Below are 20,195 nucleotides of genomic sequence, written 5' to 3' on the forward strand. Positions count from 1 at the left end.
TCCGGATCGATTGGTATATAGCCAGACTCGCAATTCATCGTTCGAAGACAATATGTTAACATGTCTATTTCCCCGGTGGAGCGATGCTCAGTTGGCTCATATGGAACCTTTTTTGCCTAAGCCCCATGACAAACCTCACGTTTACGACCGATGCGTGTAGAGCGGCGCCGACTCCAGAAATCGTAACGGATTACGCTGGCGAGATGCGCCTAAGAGGCCCAATATGACAGATCCCAAAAGGTCTTCCCGTCAAAAATCGTACTCGCCGCTCCCGTTATCTAATGGTTATTAGGTCTGAGCCAAGCTATCGCTCAAGACGGGCACCCTCTGCGGTGAATAGATGAATGTTGTTGCGCTGTAAGTGCAAACCAAGACGGTCCCCTGAACTTATAGGGAGATTTCCAGATCGGCGAACTAACGTCGACCCGAGCCCATCTACCTGAACATAGATGTTTGTGTCTGATCCAAGACGTTCAACCACATCTGCAACACCGACCAGGTCACCTTCGTCTGGCGCAACGATGTCAATATGCTCTGGTCGGACCCCCAGCTCTGAAACCTGACAAGAATACCGACCTTCCGAAAGTGCAATCTCCTTGCCATTGGACAAAACAAAGCCGTTTGCCTGGTCAGCGGTGGGGAGCATGTTCATCGTCGGAGACCCAATGAACTGGGCCACAAATTTGTTTGCCGGACGTTCATACAAATCCAGAGGCGTGCCAACCTGCTGGATGTCGCCCCCATGAAGCACAACAATTCGGTCGGCGAGGGTCAGCGCCTCTACCTGATCATGAGTGACATATATCATCGTAGCGCCCAGTTTCTTATGCATGCGTGCAATTTCGAGCCGCATCTCCACTCGCAGGGCGGCATCCAAATTGGAGAGTGGTTCATCAAACAAGAAGGCGCGCGGGTCACGAATGATGGCGCGCCCCATTGCGACGCGCTGGCGTTGCCCACCTGACAAAGCACGGGGCAAGCGATCAGTGAGCGCAGACAGACCCAGAGTTTTGGCCGCCGCCTCAACGCGCGTACGGCGTTCAGACACGGAGTCTTTGCGGATTTCCATAGAGAAACCCATATTCCGAGCAACATCCATGTGCGGATAAAGGGCATAGGACTGGAAGACCATGGCGATGTCCCGATCGCGCGGCTGCACGTCATTCATCCGTTCACCGTCAATCAGAAAGTCGCCACCGCTGATGGGTTCTAACCCCGCAATCATGCGCAATAGCGTGGATTTCCCACAGCCCGAAGGACCTACCAGCACGATGAATTCACCGTCCTGAATATCAAGATTTATATCGCGCAGAACCTCGACTGACCCGTAGCGCTTAACCACATTGTTGAGTTCGATCCGAGACATAGCGAACCTCCTATCCTTTAACCGCGCCAGACGTGAGGCCCTGCACCAGGTAGCGTTGAATGAAGATGAAAAAGAAACAGCTGGGAACAAGCGCAAGCACACCTGCCGCCATCATCTGACCCCAGTCGACTGAGAACTTTGACACAAAGGTCAGAAGGCCAACGGGAAAGGTCATGGCGTCATTCTTGGACACAAGCATCAGGGCAAACAACAGCTCAGACCAAGCAGCGGTGAACACAAACCCAAGGGTTGCCCCGAGACCGGGCAGGGTCAGTGGGAAAACAACCTTACGCAGCGCCTGAAATCGAGAACAGCCATCCATCATCGCGGCGTCCTCCAGATCTTTCGGAATGCTATCAAAAAAAGACTGCATCAGAAAGGTTGCAAATGGGATGTTAAAGGCGGTGTAGACGACCATCAGCGACGTAAGCGAATTCAACATGCCGAGCGACGAGATGATCTTGTAGATCGGCGCAATGATCATCAGGAGCGGGAACATCTGGGTTATCAGCATTACCACGATCAACAGCCGTTTGCCGGCGAAATCAAATCGCGAAAACGCGTAGCCTGCGCCAGCGGCAATCAAAGTGGTGAGGGCCGCTGTGCCCAGCGAGACGGTCAGAGAGTTGCCGAAATAGGTCAGGAAATCGGTTTGAAACAGCACTTCTGTAAAGTTGCTGATTGTTATGCGCGACGGCCACAGCGATGTGCCTTCGCTGTACACCAGCTGATCGGGCGTCAACGCTATTTTCAACAGCCAGTACAAGGGAAAGAGAGCAAAGGAAAGATACCCCAGAAGGGCGACATATTTGCCTACCGTCAACATCGGATGAGTGCGGGAGATTGCCATTTGACCCTCAGATTTTGACCAGTTTTTTGCGGATCCACAGCACGATCACGGCATAGACCAACAAAATGCCCAGCAGAGCCACAGCAATGGCGGAGGCATAGCCAAAGTCCAGTTTGCGGAAAGCGGTTGTGAAGATGTATGAGCTGACAATCTGCGTTGAATTGGCCGGGCCACCTCCTGTCATCACATAAATCAGGTCCGCGAAATTGGCGATCCAGATGGTGCGAAGCATCACGGTTATGGCGATCATTGGTGCCAGAAATGGCAGAGTGATTTTGCTGAAAATCTGCCACGCAGAGGCACCGTCTATTTTGGCCGCTTCAAACAATTCCCCTGGGATGGATTGCAAGGCGGCCAGAAGCGTGATGGCAAAGAACGGCACCCCAAACCAGACATTGGCAACAATAGGCCCCCAAAGCGCCAGATCTGGATCGCCCATAATATTATAGGGCTCGGACAGGATGCCCAAAGCAGCGAGCCAATGCGGCAGCGGTCCAATCACGGGATTGAACAGCCAAGCCCAGGTCAAAGCTGAGAGGAATGTAGGAACGGCCCAGGGTAGGAACACCAGCGCCTGAAACAGCTTCTTGCCGTAGAACTGGGTGTTCAGAAGCAGCGCTAGGCCCAAGCCCAGCAGAAACTGGAAGGAAATCGACCAGAACGTCCACCAAAAGGTATTGTCGAGCGCCAGCCAGAATTTGCGATCTGACCAAAGTTTTGCAAAGTTTTCCAATCCCACCCAACCGGTGTTGAAAGGCCGAAGCAGCTCAATCGCTTGGAACGAATAAGAAATGCCGATGATCAGCGGCATCAGCAGAACCGAAACAATCAGCAAGATGGCAGGCGACAGATAGAGAAACGGCTCGACCATATAGCGCCAGTAGAGTGCGCGGCCTGTCCGGGGTGTCCCGGGCAGGCGCTTGGTTGTCAGCGAAAGGGTCACTGGCTCGCTTTCCACTTGGCATATTCGTCGGTCAGCAGATCGGCCCATTCATCAGCAACATCCTGTGCGGATCGTTGGCCGAGCAAAGCCTCCTGGCTGGTTTCCAACAGTACTGTCGAAGCGAAATAGCCCCATTGTTCAAGATGGGTTGGCATGGTGGTTGGCTCATATTGCGCGCCATTCAACGTGTCGAACCAGCCTTTGAACTGTTCGGTCTGGAAATACGGATCCTGATCTGCCCCTTTGTGGATCGGGATCACACCAACCCGCTGTGCCCATTTCGCGTTGGCTTCAGGAGACGACAGGGTCGCAACCAGATCCCATGCTTCCTCTTGATGCTCGGTCGAATTGAAGATCGACCAACCCGCAAAGCCAATCGTGGGGAAAGACTTGCCGGATGGTCCCACCGGCATGGGAATGACGGCAAAATCATCGTCAGACATCCGTTCCGAGATTGCGATTAAGGCATCAGGGTCTTGATCGAGGAAGGCACAGGTGCCGGAATAAAAGCCGGCCACAATTTCATTGAACCCCCAGTTAACGCTGTCTTTCGGGGCATAGCCCTTCTGGTACATGTCAATCATGAACTGAATGCCCTCAACCGAGCCGGGCTCGTTGATGCGGCTTTTGCCCTCGGACGTAAAGAAATCGTTAGAACCATTCATGGTAGCGGCCAGCATGATCCAGCCATTTGTACCACCCGGTCCACCGCGCAAGCAGTAGCCGGATTTGCCATCCAATTCTGACACCTTCGCAGACGCATCCATGAACTCGGCCATGGTGGCAGGCGGAGCCTCTACGCCAGCTTCGGCCAGCAGTTTTTTATTATAAAACATTGCCCGCAGATAGAACCCATAAGGGATCATATAGAGATCGCCAGCTTGCGATCCCATCGCGACAGTCTTGTCCGTTAAGGTCGCACCATTTTCCCAGCCGGCCACATGATCTTTCAAGCTCGCAAGCTGACCAGATCCGGCATAGAGAGCTTGCCAGGTATCGGGCATCTCCACAACATCCGGAATATCACCGCCTGCCACCATTGTTGCCAGCTTTTCAAAGGCTTGCCCCCAGGGCAGGCTGACGATTTCGACGGTCACACCGGGGTTGTTGGCTTCAAACCCATCGACCAGAGTCTGCAGCACTTCGGTGCGTTCTGGGCTGGTAATCACTTCAACCAATTTCAAGGTTGTGTCTGCGGCAGCCGCATTGGCTACAAGCAAGGCCATAGCGCTGGTACAGGTCTTCAAATATGTCATTCTTCGTCCTCCAATGGTGTTGGGATTGCGCGTCTTTTTGTGCTCTTAGGCGACGCTTATTCTCAGGGCGTTGGTAAAATCAGCCCAAAGGTCTTCGGCATCTTCCAGACCAAGGTTCAATCGAACCAGGTTGGGTGAGACGCCAAAATGCTGCATAGAATTTTTCTCTCCGGCTTGCGCCAGACCAACCCGCGCCGGCAAGACCAAGCTCTCGAAACCACCCCAGCTGACCCCAAGCCGAAAGTGTTTCAGATTGTCCGAAAACTTCGCAATATCGACGCTGTCGTCAAATTCCACAGACATGAGACCCGTTCGTCCCCGCAAACCAGGCACATCATTTGCGCCGGGGCTGTTGATCTTGCGCACCTGCGAAAGTCCGGCCAAACGGTCGACAAACAGATTGGCTGTTGCCTGATGCTGTGCCATGCGCGCCGGAAGCGAACGCAGGCCGCGGGTTAGAAGAAAAGCCTCAAAAGGCGCCAGTTTGGCCCCAAGCAGCGGCAACGTCAGATCCCGGATCCGGGCAATATGTTCTTCCGCCGCAATCGTAACCCCTGCAACCGTATCGGAATGACCGGAGATGTATTTTGAGGCCGAATGCACCACAATATCGATGTCCAAATCGATGGGGTTCTGGAACACTGGGCTGGCCCATGAATTATCAATCAGCGTTAGCACACCATGCCGCCGCGCATGTTCAGCCACCTGCATCAAGTTCATCGGTTGAAAGACCACAGAATTTGGACTTTCCAGATAGGCCAGTTTGACTCCTTCCAGCAGATTAGCGTCCGTCTCGAAAGCAGCCACGGAGTGATAGCTGACTTGGACGCCAAAGGGGCGCAGCATAAGCTCCATAAAGCGATAGGTGTCAGGGTAAACATGCTCAACACAGGCAACCCGATCACCGGGTTGCAAAAACGCCAGCAAGGTTGAAGAGATGGCTGCAATGCCCGAGGCAAATCCGACAGCCGCTGCGCCATGCTCTGCCTGTGCCATCAACCCTTCAAATGCCGCGACGGTCGGGTTTTGAACGCGAGTATATATTGGTCGTTCACTGCGGCCGGCCATCCGATCTTCAAACGCCTGATAATCTTCAAAGGCAAACAGCGAGGATTGCACGATGGGTGGCGTGATCGCCCCATGTTCATCTGCGAGAACCGAACTGAGCACAGTCGCCAGAGCAGCGGCGTTTTGGTCAAGGTCAGACATCATAGGTCTCCATCACCTTGCGCACTTCGGTCTCAACCATGTCCATAATGCGCGCCATCACATCGGCGGCTTTGTCCTCTTCACCACGTACTACCGCGGCGGCCAGATCCGGGTGCAACGGAATAGTGTTCTGACCTAGCTGCGGTTGTCCGAGCGGCGTTTCATAGATTTCGTTGAAGCCCTGCTGAATTTGCAGCACAAGTTGTGCAAACAAAGGGTTTCCTGTGGCGGCATGGATCGCCGCGTGGAATTTGTGATCAGCTTCGCGCCAGTCTTCACCCGCGCTGTAGACAGTCATCAATTCTTCAACCCGGCCCATGATCAATCGCCCATGACGTTCATTGATGTGGCGGGCGGCCAGCCGAACCGCTTCGATCTCAAGCGGGCGGCGCACGGAATGGGTCCGCAACAGGCTTTCGGCCTCGAGCTTGAGTGTCATTGGCATATGGATGGCGTTGCTGAACACCTCAGCCGCCAGCACGGTGCCCGCCTTTTTGTTTCGCGTCACAATTCCCATGTTTTGCCAAGCGATCAGCGCCTCCCGCACCTTCGCGCGGCTCACCTCAAGCTTCCGCGCAATCGCTATTTCAGGCGGCAGGCGATCTCCCACGCCAAGTTGCGCATTTTCGATCATGCGTGACAGCGCATCCAATACCGTGCGCCGACTGTTTCCGGGCTCCAGATGCTCAAGCGCGCGCGATGCATCGTTGTCAGAAGGGGTTGGTTTTGTCGGCTGGTCAGACACGTCACGTTGCTCCGAGTTTCGTAGGCGTCACGATAAAAATAATGTCTGACAAAATCAACAATAATGTCCGACATTAAATTATCGTATAAAAACAGTATCGTAGTTAATCTTACACCCCACCTGGCTGAATTGGTCGAATGATTTTCAGAAGCGGAGCACCAAGAATGGCAATCACACACCCAAAGCCGGAATAGAGGGGTGCATCTAAGCCAGTTGCTGCTCAGGGGGGGAGGTAACGTTAAGTTCTAGGCCAGAAAGGAACACTTATGATCCGTCACCATGCATATCGCCTAGCCGCATTCTAAGTGTCAAAAGCCTCGAAGCCGTGAAATCGGATGGTAGCGGCTCACGACGGTTTACCAGACACAGGCGGAATTTCGCACGACAGAAAAAGTGGCTACAACCCTTTGCGACACTCCTGGGAACCAGTATCCTTACATCGTCGGGTGTCTTTTTCGAAACTGAAACTACTTTCGGCGCTGATATCGAAGTATTTGTACGGCCTATGAGCCAGAGCCTCACTCCACTCAGGCCGTGTCTTTGCCCACCCTAAAACACCTGACCTCGGGTAGATATACCCTTTCAAATCAACATTTTAATCAATCTGAGACTTGCCACACGGCTTTGCTAAGCATGGAGAGAAGCTAGCCAACAGCTCGTCGGCCGGACAGCAAAGATCCCTCAATTCGCCACGCCCTTCACAAGTTTCAAACGCTCGCTGTATCGAAATTCAATACAATTTGACCCTAACCCATTTGCCATTGCCCTTAGCCGAAGACAAGGCTCCGGAAACAAACGAAACACCTAACAAGCCATCCCGCAGGCCAGGCGACAAACGACCAGCGTCGTGTTTGCCCCTGATCAGGTCGGCCGCTTCGTTATAAAGCGTTGCGAAGCATTCTAGATAACCTTCGGGATGGCCCGACGGGACACGGCTGGCGCGCTGAGCATCAAGGGAGGTCATCGCGCTCGAACCGCGCGTTACTATTTGCGTTGGACGTCCAAAGCCGCTGACATATAAATGATTGGGGTGTTCTTGCGACCATTCCAAGCCGCCCCGGTCGCCATAAATCCGCAGGCGCAGGCCGTTTTCATTGCCCACCGCCACCTGACTGGCCCAGAGCATCCCCCTCGCACCGCTGGCATAGCGTAGTAGGATATGGGCGTTGTCATCGACTAAACGACCCGGCACCATGCTGGAAAGGTCTGCCGCCAGATGCGAGGGCACCTCGCCCGTCACGAAATGCGCCAGATTGAATGCGTGGGTGCCAATATCGCCGATGGCCCCGGCCCCCGAACGCGCCGGATCGGTACGCCAATCGGCCTGTTTGTTGTCGGGGGCGGTGGGTTCCGTCAGCCAGTCCTGCGCGTATTCCACTTGCACCAGCCGCAATTTGCCCAACTCGCCCGCCTGCACCATCTCACGTGCCTGCCGGATCATCGGATAGCCGGTGTAATTGTGCGTCAGGATGAAATGGGTGGGTAACGCCTCAGCTGCGGCCTTGATGCGCGCGGCATCCTCAGCCGTGGCGGCCAGAGGCTTGTCGCAGATGACGTGGATTCCCGCTTCAAGAAACGCTATGGCCGGGTCGGCATGCACATGGTTGGGCGTCACAATCGCCACTGCATCGATACCGTCGTCGCGCGCGGCCTCGGCCTGTGCCATCTGACGAAAATCTGCATAGTTCCGATCAAGACCCAGCTCTTGCGCCGAGGCTTCGGCCCGCTGCGGGTCCGACGAAAGCGCCCCCGCCACCAGTTGCCATTGCCCATCCAACCGGGCGGCAATGCGGTGGACCGCTCCAATAAAGGCCCCCTGCCCGCCCCCGACCATACCCAATTTCAATGGTTTCATTGGCCCAGCCCCAGCATAGATCGGATCATGGCCTGATCCACTTCGCCGCCTGCGAAATCGTCAAAGGCCTTATCCGTGGTTTCAATGATATGGCGAGCGATGAATGGCGCGCCTTCAGCGGCCCCCTGTTCGGGAGATTTCAGGCAGCACTCCCATTCCAGCACCGCCCAGCTGTCATAGCCATACTGCGTCAGTTTCGAGAAGATCGCGCCAAAATCCACCTGCCCATCGCCGAGGCTGCGGAATCGACCCGCCCGACCAATCCAGCCCTGATAGCCTGAATAGACGCCTTGCCGTCCGGTCGGGTTAAACTCGGCATCCTTCACATGGAAGGCGCAAATGCGCTCGTGATAGAGGTCGATGAATTCTAGGTAGTCCATCTGTTGCAGCAGGAAATGCGAGGGGTCGTAGTTGATCCGGCAGGCCTCGTGCCCATCTACAGCATCGAGGAACATCTCAAAGGTCGCACCGTCGAACACATCCTCTCCGGGATGGATTTCAAAGCCAATAGCAACACCCTGCTCGGCATACGCGTCAAAGATCGGCTTCCAGCGGCGGGCGAGTTCCTCAAAAGCTTCTTCGATCAGACCCTGAGGCCGTTGCGGCCACGGGTAGAGATACGGAAAGGCCAGTGATCCGGTAAAACTGACAGTGGTGTCCAGCCCCATACGCCGCGCGGCGATGGCGGCTTTCTTGACCTGATCCACCGCCCAATCCTGCCGTGCCTGCGGACTGCCCTGAACCTTCTCGGGCGCGAAGGCATCGAAGGACCGATCATAGGCCGGGTGAACGGCGACCAACTGGCCTTGCAAATGGGTCGACAACTCACTGACCTCAACCCCTGCGTCGCGGCAGATGCCAGTAATCTCGTCGCAATAGGTTTGGCTGTCAGTGGCTTTATCCAGATCAAACAAACGCCCGTCAAATGTCGGGATCTGCACCGCCTTATACCCCAGCCCCGCTGCCCATGTCGCTAAATCGCCCAGCGTATCAAAGGGAGCAACATCATCCGCAAACTGCGCCAGAAATAATCCCGGTCCCTTGATCGCATCCGACATACCAGCCTCCTTCGTGATTGCGAGCCATGTTGTAGGCCTGCGGATTTAGTCGATTTTTTGCCAGCGCGGTCTGGCAAGACCAGCATCTGAGGTCATTCATTTTCACTGACCAGACACTCAACCACTTGCTCAAATTACTCGTGCGTTTCCGCCATCCAGCGGAATCTGCGCGCCGGTTGTTCGACGGAAACGGTCTCCGACAAGCGCAAGTGCAGCTTTTGCGACGTGGTCTGACGAGATCTCGGCCTTCATCAGGTTGCGTTTTTTGTAGGCTTCAACCGTCAACCCATAGCGTTTGGCGGAGCGCTTCAGTGCCTCATCGGTCCAAAGCTCGGTGTCGAACACCGCATCGGGGTGTAGTGCATTGACTGTCACTCCGGCTTCAGCCAGTTCCAGCGCCAAAACACGCATCAGTTGAGTCAACCCAGCTTTGGCCACCGAATAAGCCGAGGCCCCAGCCCCTGGAGCTGGTACATTGCGCGAGGCCATGAACAGGATCGACGGGTCAAAACCCTGCCGGAGATAGGGCACGGAGGCGCGTGACAGGATCATATGGGCGTCCAAATTGACCCGCATAGACTTAGCCCAGTCGTTGTCGTCCATATCTTCGACCTGCGCACCTGCGGTGAAGATACCCGCGTTCGAAACTAAAATATCCAGCCCGCCATAGGCTTGGACCACATTCGCCAGCGCAACCTCGACTTCGGCCCGGTCCGTAGCATCAACTACTGTACCTTCAAGTCCTGTATTCGACAGGTTTTCTACGACCACAGGATTGATGTCGAACCCGACGACCACGGCCCCCTTTGCGTGCAGCTTTTGCGCAATCGCACGCCCGATCCCAGTGGCGGCGCCAGTCACAACCGCGATCTTGCCGGTCAATTCAGGGCCTTTGGGTTGTTTCTTCAGTTTGGCTTGTTCCAGTTCCCAATACTCCAGCCCGCGCAGGTCATCCTCGCTCAGGCCCTGCCAGCCGCCTGTTTCCTGCGCATAGAGCAGCGCCTTCGCCGTGGTCCGCGCAACATCAGCCGAAATATCGGCGCGTTTGATGTTGGGGCCAAAGCTGCGGATGCTGCCCGTTTGGGACACCACCCAATGTGGGTTCAGGGGCAGTCGTTGCAAATTGTCATCGCCAGCACGATCGAAATAGGCCTGATAGTCAGCAGCAAATCGCGCCAGTCCAACGGTAGCTTCCGGACCGACAAGTGCAGGAAACGGTTTGTTGTGAATGACATGCTCGGGCGTCACGGTGCCGGTTTTGGTCAGCTCGGCCAGCCGCCCGGAAAAGTCCTCTGGTACGCTGCATGAGGGGCGCGACAGAACAGGAAACCCTGCCAGATCGCCGACGGCCCTTCGCAATTGCGCCAGAGCCAGCGGATCGTCTGTATTCGGGGCCCCCGGCTTCAGACGGCCGAATTTATCTTCCAGAAACCCTTGAGCAAGCGCCACCAGTTTGATGTGCTGGTCGTAGCTTTTTCTGGCGTCGTCATTAAAAGTAAACAACCCATGGTTTTCCAGGATCAGCCCGTCGCAGCGCTCAAAGCCGCCCTTGGCCGCAAACTCTGCAACCTGTTTCGCCAGATCAAAGCCCGGCTTCACGTAGGGCAGCACGGCAACACTGTCACCAAACACCTCTTGCCAAGTCTCGGACGGCAGCATCGAGTTCGAAATTGTTAGGATCGCATCCGCATGAGAGTGATCTACAAATTTATACGGGATCACCGCATGAACAATGGCTTCGATCGAGGCATTTGCAGCCTGCGGGTCGAACTGCGCGCGCTTCACTTCGCGCACCATGTCAGGGTCGGACAAAGCCGGAAGTTTGGATAGTGCCAGCAGCTTGTTCAGCTCTAAACCAGTGAACCCTTCGGTCCACATATTTGCCAGATCAAACCCCGACGCTTTGACGAAAATCGCGTCCACATCATTGCCAAAAATATCTTTTTGAATGGTTTTCACCGATGTATTTCCGCCCCCATGCAACACAAGTTCAGCGTCTACGCCAATCAAACGAGATGTGTACGCGCGCAATTCCAAATCCATAGCCAAAGCGCTAGCTTCTGTGTCATTCCAACGATTTTTCATTCTAACTTTCCGAAACTACTGGGCCTGCAGATAGAGGACGTAGCCCCAGGCAGACAGGATAGCGAAACCAACCAGACACAGGAAAACGATCAGGATCGTGACTGCTGGCTGGCGAAGAGATTTCAGGGGTTGGCCGGCATTTATGAAAGGCATCAAGTTGAATAGGATCGCTGAGAAAAATGCTGTCAGGCAGCCAACTTGAAATAAGACGTGCGAAAATGGCTGAAAGACGGCTATCAACGATCCGATCGACATCGCCAAAATCAAACCTCGTGAACGAGCGGCCGCGGTTTTACTGAGAGTCGTCATCATGCGGCCTCCTGTTCGGATTTCCGTCTGATCCGGGTTCCGTCTGGACCGAATAGAGTTAGCGCCACTTCACTGACTTCAACGTCGTGTGCTTGCCCTTCCGGCCAACCGGGGCCTTGCAGCAAGGCACGTATTGACTGTCCTGCCCAATCAGAGTGCACAAGGGTTTCCGCCCCCATGTTCTCGCACAAAAATACCTTGGCGGATTTGAGTGATATGCCTTCGGCAGACCGTGCGGCAGCTCGCGGCCTGAACCCCATGGTGACCTCTGCCCCTTCAGGTGGGAGCGTCTGAAAAGGATCGGATGAAACTGATATCGTGTGTCCGGCGGTTTCGATCGCCAGCTCTCGATCGTTGGCCGCAATACAGCGTCCAGAAATCAGGTTCATCTGCGGGGTTCCGATAAACCCTGCAACAAATGTGTTGGCAGGCCTTTCGAATACATCCAACGGTCGGCCGACCTGTTCTACCTTGCCGTCACGCATGACCGCAATCCTGTCGCCCATTGTCATCGCCTCAAGCTGGTCATGGGTGACGATCACAGTGGGGCGGTCCAGCGTCGCCAAAACCTTGCGGATCGAACCGCGCATCTCATCGCGCAGCTTGGCGTCCAGACGGCTGAGCGGTTCATCGAACAAAAACGCATTGGGCGCACGGATCACACAGCGACCCACGGCAACGCGCTGTTTCTCCCCCTCTGACAACTGATGGGGATATCGGTCCAGTACCTCGCTCAGTTGCAGGATGTCCGCAATCTGGCCCAGACGATCAGCAGCTTCCTCGGGGCTCGCGCCCTCGGCCTGTAGCGGATAGACAAGGTTCTGGCCCACCGTCAGATCGGGGTAGAGCGCGTAGAACTGGAACGCCATCGCCACATCCCGGTCCCGCGCAGGCAGGGCGGTCACGTCGCGGTCACCGAAAAACACGCAGCCTTTTGTGGCAGATTCCAGCCCAGCGATCATACGCAGCGTGGTGGTCTTCCCGCAGCCCGAAGGACCCAGCAGGCACAAAACCTCGTCCGCTTGGACCGTTACGTCCACATCCTGAACGGCAGCGAAGTCGCCAAAGAACTTGGTCAGGCCGGACAGTTTCAACTCATTCATATTGGCCTCACTTATTTGCGGACAGTGCCAAAGGTGACCCCGCGCAGCAGTTGGTTCTGCAAAGCGAAAGTCACGATGAAAACAGGGACAAGGAACAGCGACACCATGGCCGACAGCTTGCCCCAATCGACACCGATCTCACCGCCGATGGTGCTGGCGATGGCGACGGGAACCGTTCGGGTTTCAGGGCCTGTTAACAGCAGGGCAAAGATGAACTCGTTCCATGTCAGGATCAGCGCGAAAACCGCCGTTGCCGCCAGCCCTGCCTTAACCTGCGGCAGCGCAATACGTCCAAAGACCGACCAGTCACCCGAGCCATCCATACGCGCGCTGTCTTCAACCTCGGAATTGAGATCGTCAAAGAAGCTTTTCATCATCCAGATCGAAAACGGCAGGTTGAACCCGGTATAGAGCAGGATGATCCCGATATAAGAACCCGACAGCCCGGTCAGACGGAACACCAAAAAAATAGGGATGATCACAACAATCGGAGGCAGCATGCGGGTCGACAGGATCACGAAGAGATAGGTGTCGTTGCCTTTGAGCGGATAGCGCGAGAAGGCATAGGCCGCCAACGTCCCAATAATCAGCGCTAACAGCACCGATGACCCTGCAATGAAGGCCGAATTCGCGAAGTAGAGCCAGACGCCCGACCCCGTTACCTCTCCGGTAGTCGATGTTTGGAAGAAGACGGCGCGGAAATTGTCCAGCGTCGGGGAAAAGAAAAGCTTAGGCGGGATCGCCAATGCATCGGCGCGAGTTTTGAAGGCTGTCAGGATGATCCAGAAAACTGGCGCGAAGTAGATGATGCCCACAAGCCAGGCGCATGCGGTGCGGACCGGGCCCGCCTGGTCGTGGGTTCGAAACGACGATGACATATCACGCGCCCTCCGCTTCATTGCGTTGTTTCACCACGTAGAGATAGATCGAGGTCAGCACGATCACGACGAACAGGATCATGTAGGCCAGCGCCGAAGCCTCGCTGGTGCGAAAAAACTGGAACCCCAGCCGATAGGCGTAGATGGCGATGGTTTCCGTGGCCGAACCTGGCCCGCCCTCGGTGATCAGGAAGACCAGATCGAAGGTCTTAAATGTCTCGATCGTTCGGAACAACAGTGCTAGCAACAGCAGGCTTTTGACGTATGGAAAGGTGATTGTGCGAAACCGCTTCCAGCTTGAAGCACGGTCGATCTCGGCCGCCTCATAAAGATAGCCCGGGACCGAAACCAACCCGGCCAGCACCAGCAACATCACGAAAGGCGACCACATCCAGGCATCGGCGATGACAATGCCCGCTATGGCTCCCGCGGGGGTCGCCAGCAGCGCAAAGCTTTCGCCGGAGAACAGGCTGATGAACCAGGACAACATACCCAGCGTTGGATCGTAGAACAGTTTGAAGAAGATCGCGACCGACACGAAAGACAACATCATAGGCGTCAGCACGAACATCAGCGCCAGCCGCCGCATCGGGAACTTCTTTGCAAACAAAAGCGCCAGCCCGAAGCCAACCAACAATTGCAACACGACCGAAGAACTAACGATCAGTCCCGTGGTCACAAACCGCTCCCAAACGCGATCATCGCCCAGAAGGTCAGTGTAATTCTCAAGCCCTTGAAACTTGGGCGGGCTCAAGCGGTTTGCGCGATAGTTGAAGAAACTCAACCCAAAAGACCACAGCAGCGGCAGGATATTGATCAGAAACAAGGTGGCCAGAGCGGGCGTAACCAGAAGTGCCCCGCGCCGCTCTGGCGCGTTGATCCATTGGAGAAAGCCACGGGTTTCCACCTTTTCAATAAAAGCGGGCGGCAGTTGGGGAGGTTTTATCGCCTGGTTCACAGCTTTCTCCATCGGTTTACTGCAAGCGATCCGCGTCGCGCAGAAGTTCGTCCTGGAATTCGGCCACAGCATCCAGCGCCTTTCTGGCCGAAACCTGACCAGTGATTGCACGGTCGAACTCTTCCTGCTGTTGGGTCAGCATCTCGAACATCTCGGGCACGTGCCACAGGTCTTTCTGCCAGGGCAGAGATTTGCGATAGGTGGCATTCCACGGCGCCCAGCTGTCATAGTCGGGGTTTTCCAGAACCGAAGTCAGACCCGACTGCCCACCGGCCTTGACCGCAGCGATCTGGATCTCCTCGGACAGCCACCATTTGACCAGGTTCAGCGCCTCGGCGACGACCAGATCATCGTTCCAGGTGGTCAGAACAAAGGGCTGCCCTCCGAGATTGGCGCTGCGATCCAACTCGCCGTTCAGCATATTACCCGGCATCATTCCAAAGCTGGTGACATCGGCGACCTGACTGGTTGCCGGATCAACAACCGGCGCAGCCAGTGCAGCCCAGTCGATGATGGCGGCAATCTTGCCCTGCATATACAAATCCTGAATTTCAAAGATGCCCATCTGGCCGGTCTTGGCAATCGGCGGCGCATAGCTCAGCAGCTCCAGATAGCGTTCGAAGCCGGCGACGTTTTCATCGGAATTGACGACACCCATGACCTGCGCATTGGGTTCATTGGCCTCATCCCAGATGCCTCCGCCCCATTGCCAGAAGAATGCGTTGATCTGCATGGTCGAGAAATCCAGCGGCTTGCCCGCCTGATAGGCGACCCCGTAAACATCACTGTCCAGCGTTTCACCTGCCAGCGTTTCCCCGGCCTTGCAGGTGAAGAACTCACCAAAATTGCCCCAGTCATCCCAGGTTACGCTGTCCCAGGCTTCGGGGGCGCAGGGCAGTTCTGACCCATATTTCTCCTGGAACGCGGCGTTCTCGCTCTCGTCGCAGAACAAATCATTGCGATAATAGGTGAAATAGTTGTCCGGGAATTGCGGGAAGCCATAGTAGTTGACGTCTAGCGAATAATTCCCCATCTCAGCGATCTTTTCCGTCGGTACGTTGGGATAGGTCGAATAGCCTGAGACCAGCGCCGGATGCAGGTCCGTGATAATGGCCTGCAACTCTTCGTCTTCGGCGATGTAGTCGTTCAGCTTCATGAAATGACCAGCCTCGATGAAGGTGCCCAGCCATTGGCTGTCAGACACCAGCATCTGGTATTTCTGCTCGCCCGAGTTCAGAGAAGCATTTACTCGGTCAAAGAAATTCGGCCACGGGATAAAGTCGATCTCCAGCTTGACGTTGTTGCCCGACGGAGCGGTGTAGGTTGCGTTTGCATGATCCTGCATGAAACGCGTAGGCCCCCAATCGGGTGCCGCCATGCGGATGGTGATGTCTTCTGCCACGACGGCCGATCCGGCCAATATCGCCGCTGACAGAAGCGCCCCCGTTTTGCTAAATCTGGTCATTCTCTCCTCCGTTGATTGTCCAGGTCTTTTTGTCACAGGTGTGCGCCCTCAGACGGGTGCAGATACATCGCGTGATTGATTTTGAGTGGCAGCTGATCCCCGATCCGAAGTCGCGCCGCATCCGTGCCATAAAGAACGGTGCGCAGCTGCACGTCGCCTGCCTGTACGGTCACGACACTGACATCGCCAAGGGCTTCAGTTAGCACGACCGCACCTTCGAAATCCGGGTCATCAGGGGCAAGGGTCAGATCATGCGGACGGATCGCGCAAACCGTGCCTTCTGGCGCGGGCAAGGCTAGTTGCGCGAACCCAAGCCACGTGCCAGCATCGGATCGTGCCTGAACCGGCACCAGATTGACCGGCGGTGAGCCGACAAGCTGTGCAACACGGGTATTTTGTGGCGCATGATAAAGATCTGCCGGCGTGCCGGTTGCAATGATCCTGCCATCGTCGATCACCGCGATCTGGTCGGCCATCGTCGTGGCCTCCAACTGATCTGGCGTGGCGTAGAGCATTGTGATGCCCAGTTCGCGATGCAGGCGCTTGAACTCGACCCGCATGGCGTCGCGCAGTTTGGCATCCAGATTGGTCAGCGGCTCGTCCAGCAACAGAACCTGCGGCTCGCGGATCAGGGCGCGGCCAATGGCGATGCGCTGCTGTTCACCGCCCGAAAGTTGATCGGTGCGATTGCCCAGCCGGTGCTGGATATTCAACGTCTCGGCCACGCGCCCGATCTTTTTGTCGATCTCCTGCGAGGGCAATCCGCTACGACGCAAGGGATAGGCCAGATTCTCGCGCACTTTCAGATGCGGATAGAGCGCAAAGCTTTGAAAGATCATCGCCAGCCCGCGCCCCTGAATGGGCGCGTCATTGGCCCGCTGACCGAACAGCGACACGGTACCCTCATCCGGCGTTTCGAGTCCGCAAATCACCCGCAATGCCGTAGTTTTACCCGCCGAGGACGGCCCCAACAGTGCATAGAACGCGCCTTCGGGCACATTCAGATGCACGCCTTTCAGCGCGTGTAGCCCGCCATAGCGTTTGTGGATATTGCTGAGCGACAGGGTCATTTGCCCGCTGCCTCGATGTTGGCGATCAGTGTATCGACAGCGCTTTCGATAAAGGCAGCGTCTTCGGCAGCAGCGTCGACCTCGATCACCGGACCGATACCGGACAGGGCCTCATGGGCCGCCGCAAACAGGGCCCTATCGGCCTCTATGTCTCGCAGCGGCCCGCCCTCGACCGAATAGGCACTGCCCCCCTTCATGGGCAGCAGGAAGCTGGTGTGTTTTGCTTGTGTTGCCCGGCGACCAAGCTCGGTCATCATCTGTTGGCTTTCCTTGGCGGTGGTGCGGGGTACGAAAATTACCGGGTTGTGGAAAGCATAAGGCCGGTCAGCATATTGACCCGGCACAGTGTTGGGTTCATCAAGCAGAATGCCCAGATGGTCGATCCCGCCCGGCACGATTACCTGCGGCAAGCCCAGTTCCGCCGCCACGGTCAGCCGCGTGTCGTCGCAGGCACGGATGCCACCGAACATCTGATCGGCCAACTCTCCCAATCCATAGTCGAACACGGCCGAGATCACTCCCTCGCGCATCATTGCCTCCATCGCAGCACCGCCAGAGCCGACCGCATGGAACACGATCACCTCGTACCCCTTGTCGCTCAGCAGCTCGATGGCGCGCATGGTGCCTTGCGTCAGCACACCCAGATTGGTCATGCCGATCACCGGACGGTCGGATTGAAAGTTCAGATCGGCCCCGGCCTTGGCCATCCCGGCGATGGCCCCGGCGGCATTGGTCAGCATGGCACGGGAAAACGGGTTGAGCCCCAGAATATCGCTGACCGAGAACATCATTGTCACGTCGCGAATGCCCACGTAACCGGAGGTATCGCCTGACGCCATGGTCGAGAACATCACCTTGGGCACGCCATACGGCAAGGCCTGCATCACACGGGCAATAGCGGCGGTCCCCTGCGTCCCGCCCAGCCCGATCACGCCCTGCAATTGACTCTGTGCCAGACGCTCCAGCAGCAGCTTGGTCATGCCCACCGACATGGCGGCGCTTGCTTCTTCGCGTTTGCCGTCCCGCCGCAGAGAGGCCAGATCAGTGCCACCCGCCCGCGCGATCTGATCGGCGCTGACATCGACGGCGATCTTAGGGTCACCCATCACGCCGAAATCGAACACCTGCGCGGTGACACCCTGTGCGGTGATCTGGTCCCGCAGAAAGGCGATTTCCTGTCCCTTGGTATCGGCAGTGGCTAGAATGGCTACGCTTGGGGTCATGTCACACCTATTGATCAATGAAATGAAAGCTTACGGAAGTCCGAAGCCGCCTGCGTCACCGCACGCTCAATCGGTAACCGCTCGGTCGAGGATCCGGTCCAGAAGCCGTGGCCGCTGGTGTTGTTCAGCATGAACTGCGCGTCCTCGGACGTTTCCATCGCGGCCCCGTGGCCGACCAGAATGGTGTCGGGTGCAAGGGCAAGTGCGCGCTGATAAACAGCCTCGGTATCGCGAGCAGTATCGGCAATGGTCGAGCCGTTGTCGTAGCCCGTGCGCCCGCCCTTCGTGGTGCCCGCGTGGTAGCAGAAGATATGCGGCGCCGCCTCGGCCACGATCCGCTCGGAGTCCTCGGGCGTGAAAGCAAGGCCAACCGCAACCATCCCCATCTCTTTGGCCAAGCGCAGCATCTCGATCTCATTGTCCAGGGTGACACCGGCGCTGGTCAGGACCTTCTTGATTTCGCTGCCTTCATCCACATAAGACACCGACGGCCCGATATTGGAGACCGCATTGGCCCCCATGCGCTGGCAGTCCTCAAGCACCATGCGCATGTCCCGCAGGGGGTCATTGGCGTTGAGGCAGGCGCAGATCATCGCCTGGCCCGACAGCGCAGGCATGATGTCTTCGCGGGTGTAGTTCAGCGTCTGTGCGTTGCTGTCCAGATTGGGCCACATCATCGACATCGTGCCCATCCCGTTGGCCCGCAGCCGCGCCCCGGAAAAGGTATTGATGATATCAACCCCCTGCTCTTCCAGCAGCTTGGCGACCAGCCCACTGCCGGCGCTGGCAATCATGATCGGGTCTCGGGCCTTCACCTTTTGGCGCATTCGGTCCAAAAAAACCTGAGGGTCAACTCTTTTGGTAATCATTTTGTACTCCGTCAGACAGGGTGACAACATCCCGGACAAGGTCTTTCAGCGCGCGTGCGTGAGCCTCGGGCGCGAGATACCGCGGGGGCAGAATTTCAAGGCGGGCATTCGGCAATGCGTTAGCTGTCTGATGCGCCAGCTCAATCGGGTGCAACGCATCGGCATTGGTGCCTACCACGCAAACCGGGCAGCGAATTTCGCGCAGTTCGACCAGACGACGGAACGGCGCATCTGCAACCATCGCAGAAAGAACAGGCGCGTGGCTCGGTGCGTGATCCCGGGTAATTGCAGACAGGACAGAGTCCGCAGCGCGCGGCACATCCTGTGCCATATCCCGAAACAAGGGGGTGGCTTCTATCTGAACACGAACTGCCGTACTGTCCTGTGCCCTGAACAGTTCACCTATGCGGCCGATCAAATCCAGATTTTCCGGCCGACGCTCGGTCAGCCAAGCAGGCCGGATGGCCACTATATGCCGGCATAAGTCCGGGCGCTCCTTGGCCACCATCAGTGACAGGGCCGCCCCCATTGAGATACCGCAAAATACGGCGTTCCGGATTTTCAGATCATCGCAAAGCCCGATCAGAAGATCGCGGAACGCCACAAAGCCGATTGAGCCTTCCCTGGGATCACAGAAGTTTTCATCATGACCGGGTAAATTGGCACAAATCAGCCGAAGGTCATTGGAAGCCAATTCAATAAGATCGTCGAACTGACGCGCCGACGCCCCAAGGCCATGCACCAGAACTAGCACGACATTAGCCGTATCCACGCCGTAGGAAGCGAATTCTATCTTGTTGATAGTATACAATTTGTCATGCCATTCAGGCGTGTAACCTGAATGCCTCCTCCCGTTTTTGACGGTCCCTCGGACCATCAACCAGGAAGATAGTTCCACGTCACAAGCGTGATATCTTGCATGAATTTTGCTGTGTTTTGTAACTATTCGATCA

General features: G+C 56.3%; 18 protein-coding genes. All 18 read right to left on the minus strand.

Features of this window, described 5'->3' with window-relative positions; translation table 11 throughout:
* Nucleotides 1-304: 304 nt before the first annotated feature.
* The 18 genes from ACO07T_RS19685 to ACO07T_RS19770 all read right to left on the minus strand — a co-directional run bounded on the left by ACO07T_RS19685 (nt 305) and on the right by ACO07T_RS19770 (nt 20,053).
* Entirely contained in the window at nt 305-1,366 is a 1,062-nt protein-coding gene (locus ACO07T_RS19685; protein WP_422050810.1) for an ABC transporter ATP-binding protein, read from the minus strand.
* A gap of 10 nt (nt 1,367-1,376) precedes the next feature.
* Nucleotides 1,377-2,216, minus strand: a complete 840-nt coding sequence (locus ACO07T_RS19690) for a carbohydrate ABC transporter permease (RefSeq protein ID WP_422050811.1) — start codon at nt 2,214-2,216, stop codon at nt 1,377-1,379.
* Nucleotides 2,217-2,223: 7 nt separating this feature from the next.
* Nucleotides 2,224-3,159 (minus strand): carbohydrate ABC transporter permease, encoded by a 936-nt coding sequence (locus ACO07T_RS19695; protein ID WP_422050812.1) that lies wholly within the window; start codon nt 3,157-3,159, stop codon nt 2,224-2,226.
* On the minus strand, nt 3,156-4,415 hold the full coding sequence (locus ACO07T_RS19700; RefSeq protein WP_422050813.1) for an ABC transporter substrate-binding protein: 1,260 nt from the start codon (nt 4,413-4,415) through the stop codon (nt 3,156-3,158). The genes ACO07T_RS19695 and ACO07T_RS19700 overlap by 4 nt, the downstream gene beginning before the upstream one ends.
* 45 nt (nt 4,416-4,460) lie before the next feature.
* A complete protein-coding gene (locus ACO07T_RS19705) occupies nt 4,461-5,624 on the minus strand; it encodes an aminotransferase class I/II-fold pyridoxal phosphate-dependent enzyme (RefSeq protein ID WP_422050814.1) in 1,164 nt (387 codons plus the stop codon).
* A complete protein-coding gene (locus ACO07T_RS19710; protein WP_422050815.1) occupies nt 5,617-6,369 on the minus strand; it encodes a FadR/GntR family transcriptional regulator in 753 nt (250 codons plus the stop codon). The genes ACO07T_RS19705 and ACO07T_RS19710 overlap by 8 nt, the downstream gene beginning before the upstream one ends.
* A gap of 730 nt (nt 6,370-7,099) precedes the next feature.
* Complete coding sequence (locus ACO07T_RS19715; RefSeq protein WP_422050816.1) at nt 7,100-8,224, minus strand: Gfo/Idh/MocA family protein; 1,125 nt, start codon at nt 8,222-8,224, stop codon at nt 7,100-7,102.
* Nucleotides 8,221-9,282, minus strand: coding sequence for a sugar phosphate isomerase/epimerase family protein (locus ACO07T_RS19720; RefSeq protein WP_422050817.1), 1,062 nt, complete (start codon nt 9,280-9,282; stop codon nt 8,221-8,223). Before ACO07T_RS19720 ends, ACO07T_RS19715 begins: the two co-directional genes overlap by 4 nt.
* 129 nt (nt 9,283-9,411) lie before the next feature.
* Entirely contained in the window at nt 9,412-11,367 is a 1,956-nt protein-coding gene (locus ACO07T_RS19725; protein WP_422050818.1) for an SDR family oxidoreductase, read from the minus strand.
* A 15-nt stretch (nt 11,368-11,382) separates the two neighbouring features.
* Nucleotides 11,383-11,679 carry a hypothetical protein gene (locus tag ACO07T_RS19730; RefSeq protein ID WP_422050819.1) on the minus strand — a complete coding sequence of 99 codons (297 nt, stop codon included), beginning with the start codon at nt 11,677-11,679 and terminating at the stop codon, nt 11,383-11,385.
* Entirely contained in the window at nt 11,676-12,779 is a 1,104-nt protein-coding gene (locus ACO07T_RS19735; protein ID WP_422050820.1) for an ABC transporter ATP-binding protein, read from the minus strand. Before ACO07T_RS19735 ends, ACO07T_RS19730 begins: the two co-directional genes overlap by 4 nt.
* An 11-nt stretch (nt 12,780-12,790) precedes the next feature.
* Nucleotides 12,791-13,657: a carbohydrate ABC transporter permease gene (locus tag ACO07T_RS19740; RefSeq protein WP_422050821.1), complete on the minus strand. Its 867-nt coding sequence runs from the start codon at nt 13,655-13,657 to the stop codon at nt 12,791-12,793.
* Between the two features lies 1 nt (nt 13,658).
* Nucleotides 13,659-14,627, minus strand: coding sequence for a carbohydrate ABC transporter permease (locus ACO07T_RS19745; RefSeq protein WP_422050822.1), 969 nt, complete (start codon nt 14,625-14,627; stop codon nt 13,659-13,661).
* Between the two features lie 4 nt (nt 14,628-14,631).
* Nucleotides 14,632-16,080, minus strand: coding sequence for an ABC transporter substrate-binding protein (locus tag ACO07T_RS19750; protein WP_422050823.1), 1,449 nt, complete (start codon nt 16,078-16,080; stop codon nt 14,632-14,634).
* 32 nt (nt 16,081-16,112) lie between these two features.
* The gene (locus tag ACO07T_RS19755; RefSeq protein WP_422050824.1) at nt 16,113-17,150 is read right to left on the minus strand and encodes an ABC transporter ATP-binding protein; all 1,038 of its coding nucleotides are present in this window, start codon (nt 17,148-17,150) and stop codon (nt 16,113-16,115) included.
* Nucleotides 17,147-18,373 carry a Tm-1-like ATP-binding domain-containing protein gene (locus ACO07T_RS19760; RefSeq protein ID WP_422050825.1) on the minus strand — a complete coding sequence of 409 codons (1,227 nt, stop codon included), beginning with the start codon at nt 18,371-18,373 and terminating at the stop codon, nt 17,147-17,149. Before ACO07T_RS19760 ends, ACO07T_RS19755 begins: the two co-directional genes overlap by 4 nt.
* Nucleotides 18,374-18,387: 14 nt before the next feature.
* Nucleotides 18,388-19,272 (minus strand): phosphoenolpyruvate hydrolase family protein, encoded by an 885-nt coding sequence (locus ACO07T_RS19765; RefSeq protein ID WP_422050826.1) that lies wholly within the window; start codon nt 19,270-19,272, stop codon nt 18,388-18,390.
* Entirely contained in the window at nt 19,223-20,053 is an 831-nt protein-coding gene (locus tag ACO07T_RS19770; protein WP_422050827.1) for an alpha/beta fold hydrolase, read from the minus strand. The genes ACO07T_RS19765 and ACO07T_RS19770 overlap by 50 nt, the downstream gene beginning before the upstream one ends.
* Nucleotides 20,054-20,195 lie beyond the last annotated feature (142 nt).

The sequence above is a fragment of the Shimia sp. genome, assembly GCF_965227725.1.
GTDB lineage: Bacteria > Pseudomonadota > Alphaproteobacteria > Rhodobacterales > Rhodobacteraceae > Shimia.

Excerpts from the sequence above, each read along its gene's own strand:
- ACO07T_RS19685 (WP_422050810.1), bottom strand. The coding sequence starts at position 1,366 with ATGTCTCGGATCGAACTCAACAATGTGGTTAAGCGCTACGGGTCAGTC.
- ACO07T_RS19690 (WP_422050811.1), bottom strand. The coding sequence starts at position 2,216 with ATGGCAATCTCCCGCACTCATCCGATGTTGACGGTAGGCAAATATGTC.
- ACO07T_RS19700 (WP_422050813.1), bottom strand. The coding sequence starts at position 4,415 with ATGACATATTTGAAGACCTGTACCAGCGCTATGGCCTTGCTTGTAGCC.
- ACO07T_RS19705 (WP_422050814.1), bottom strand. The coding sequence starts at position 5,624 with ATGTCTGACCTTGACCAAAACGCCGCTGCTCTGGCGACTGTGCTCAGT.
- ACO07T_RS19715 (WP_422050816.1), bottom strand. The coding sequence starts at position 8,224 with ATGAAACCATTGAAATTGGGTATGGTCGGGGGCGGGCAGGGGGCCTTT.
- ACO07T_RS19720 (WP_422050817.1), bottom strand. The coding sequence starts at position 9,282 with ATGTCGGATGCGATCAAGGGACCGGGATTATTTCTGGCGCAGTTTGCG.
- ACO07T_RS19725 (WP_422050818.1), bottom strand. The coding sequence starts at position 11,367 with ATGAAAAATCGTTGGAATGACACAGAAGCTAGCGCTTTGGCTATGGAT.
- ACO07T_RS19730 (WP_422050819.1), bottom strand. The coding sequence starts at position 11,679 with ATGATGACGACTCTCAGTAAAACCGCGGCCGCTCGTTCACGAGGTTTG.
- ACO07T_RS19735 (WP_422050820.1), bottom strand. The coding sequence starts at position 12,779 with ATGAATGAGTTGAAACTGTCCGGCCTGACCAAGTTCTTTGGCGACTTC.
- ACO07T_RS19740 (WP_422050821.1), bottom strand. The coding sequence starts at position 13,657 with ATGTCATCGTCGTTTCGAACCCACGACCAGGCGGGCCCGGTCCGCACC.
- ACO07T_RS19745 (WP_422050822.1), bottom strand. The coding sequence starts at position 14,627 with ATGGAGAAAGCTGTGAACCAGGCGATAAAACCTCCCCAACTGCCGCCC.
- ACO07T_RS19750 (WP_422050823.1), bottom strand. The coding sequence starts at position 16,080 with ATGACCAGATTTAGCAAAACGGGGGCGCTTCTGTCAGCGGCGATATTG.
- ACO07T_RS19755 (WP_422050824.1), bottom strand. The coding sequence starts at position 17,150 with ATGACCCTGTCGCTCAGCAATATCCACAAACGCTATGGCGGGCTACAC.
- ACO07T_RS19760 (WP_422050825.1), bottom strand. The coding sequence starts at position 18,373 with ATGACCCCAAGCGTAGCCATTCTAGCCACTGCCGATACCAAGGGACAG.
- ACO07T_RS19765 (WP_422050826.1), bottom strand. The coding sequence starts at position 19,272 with ATGTTGTCACCCTGTCTGACGGAGTACAAAATGATTACCAAAAGAGTT.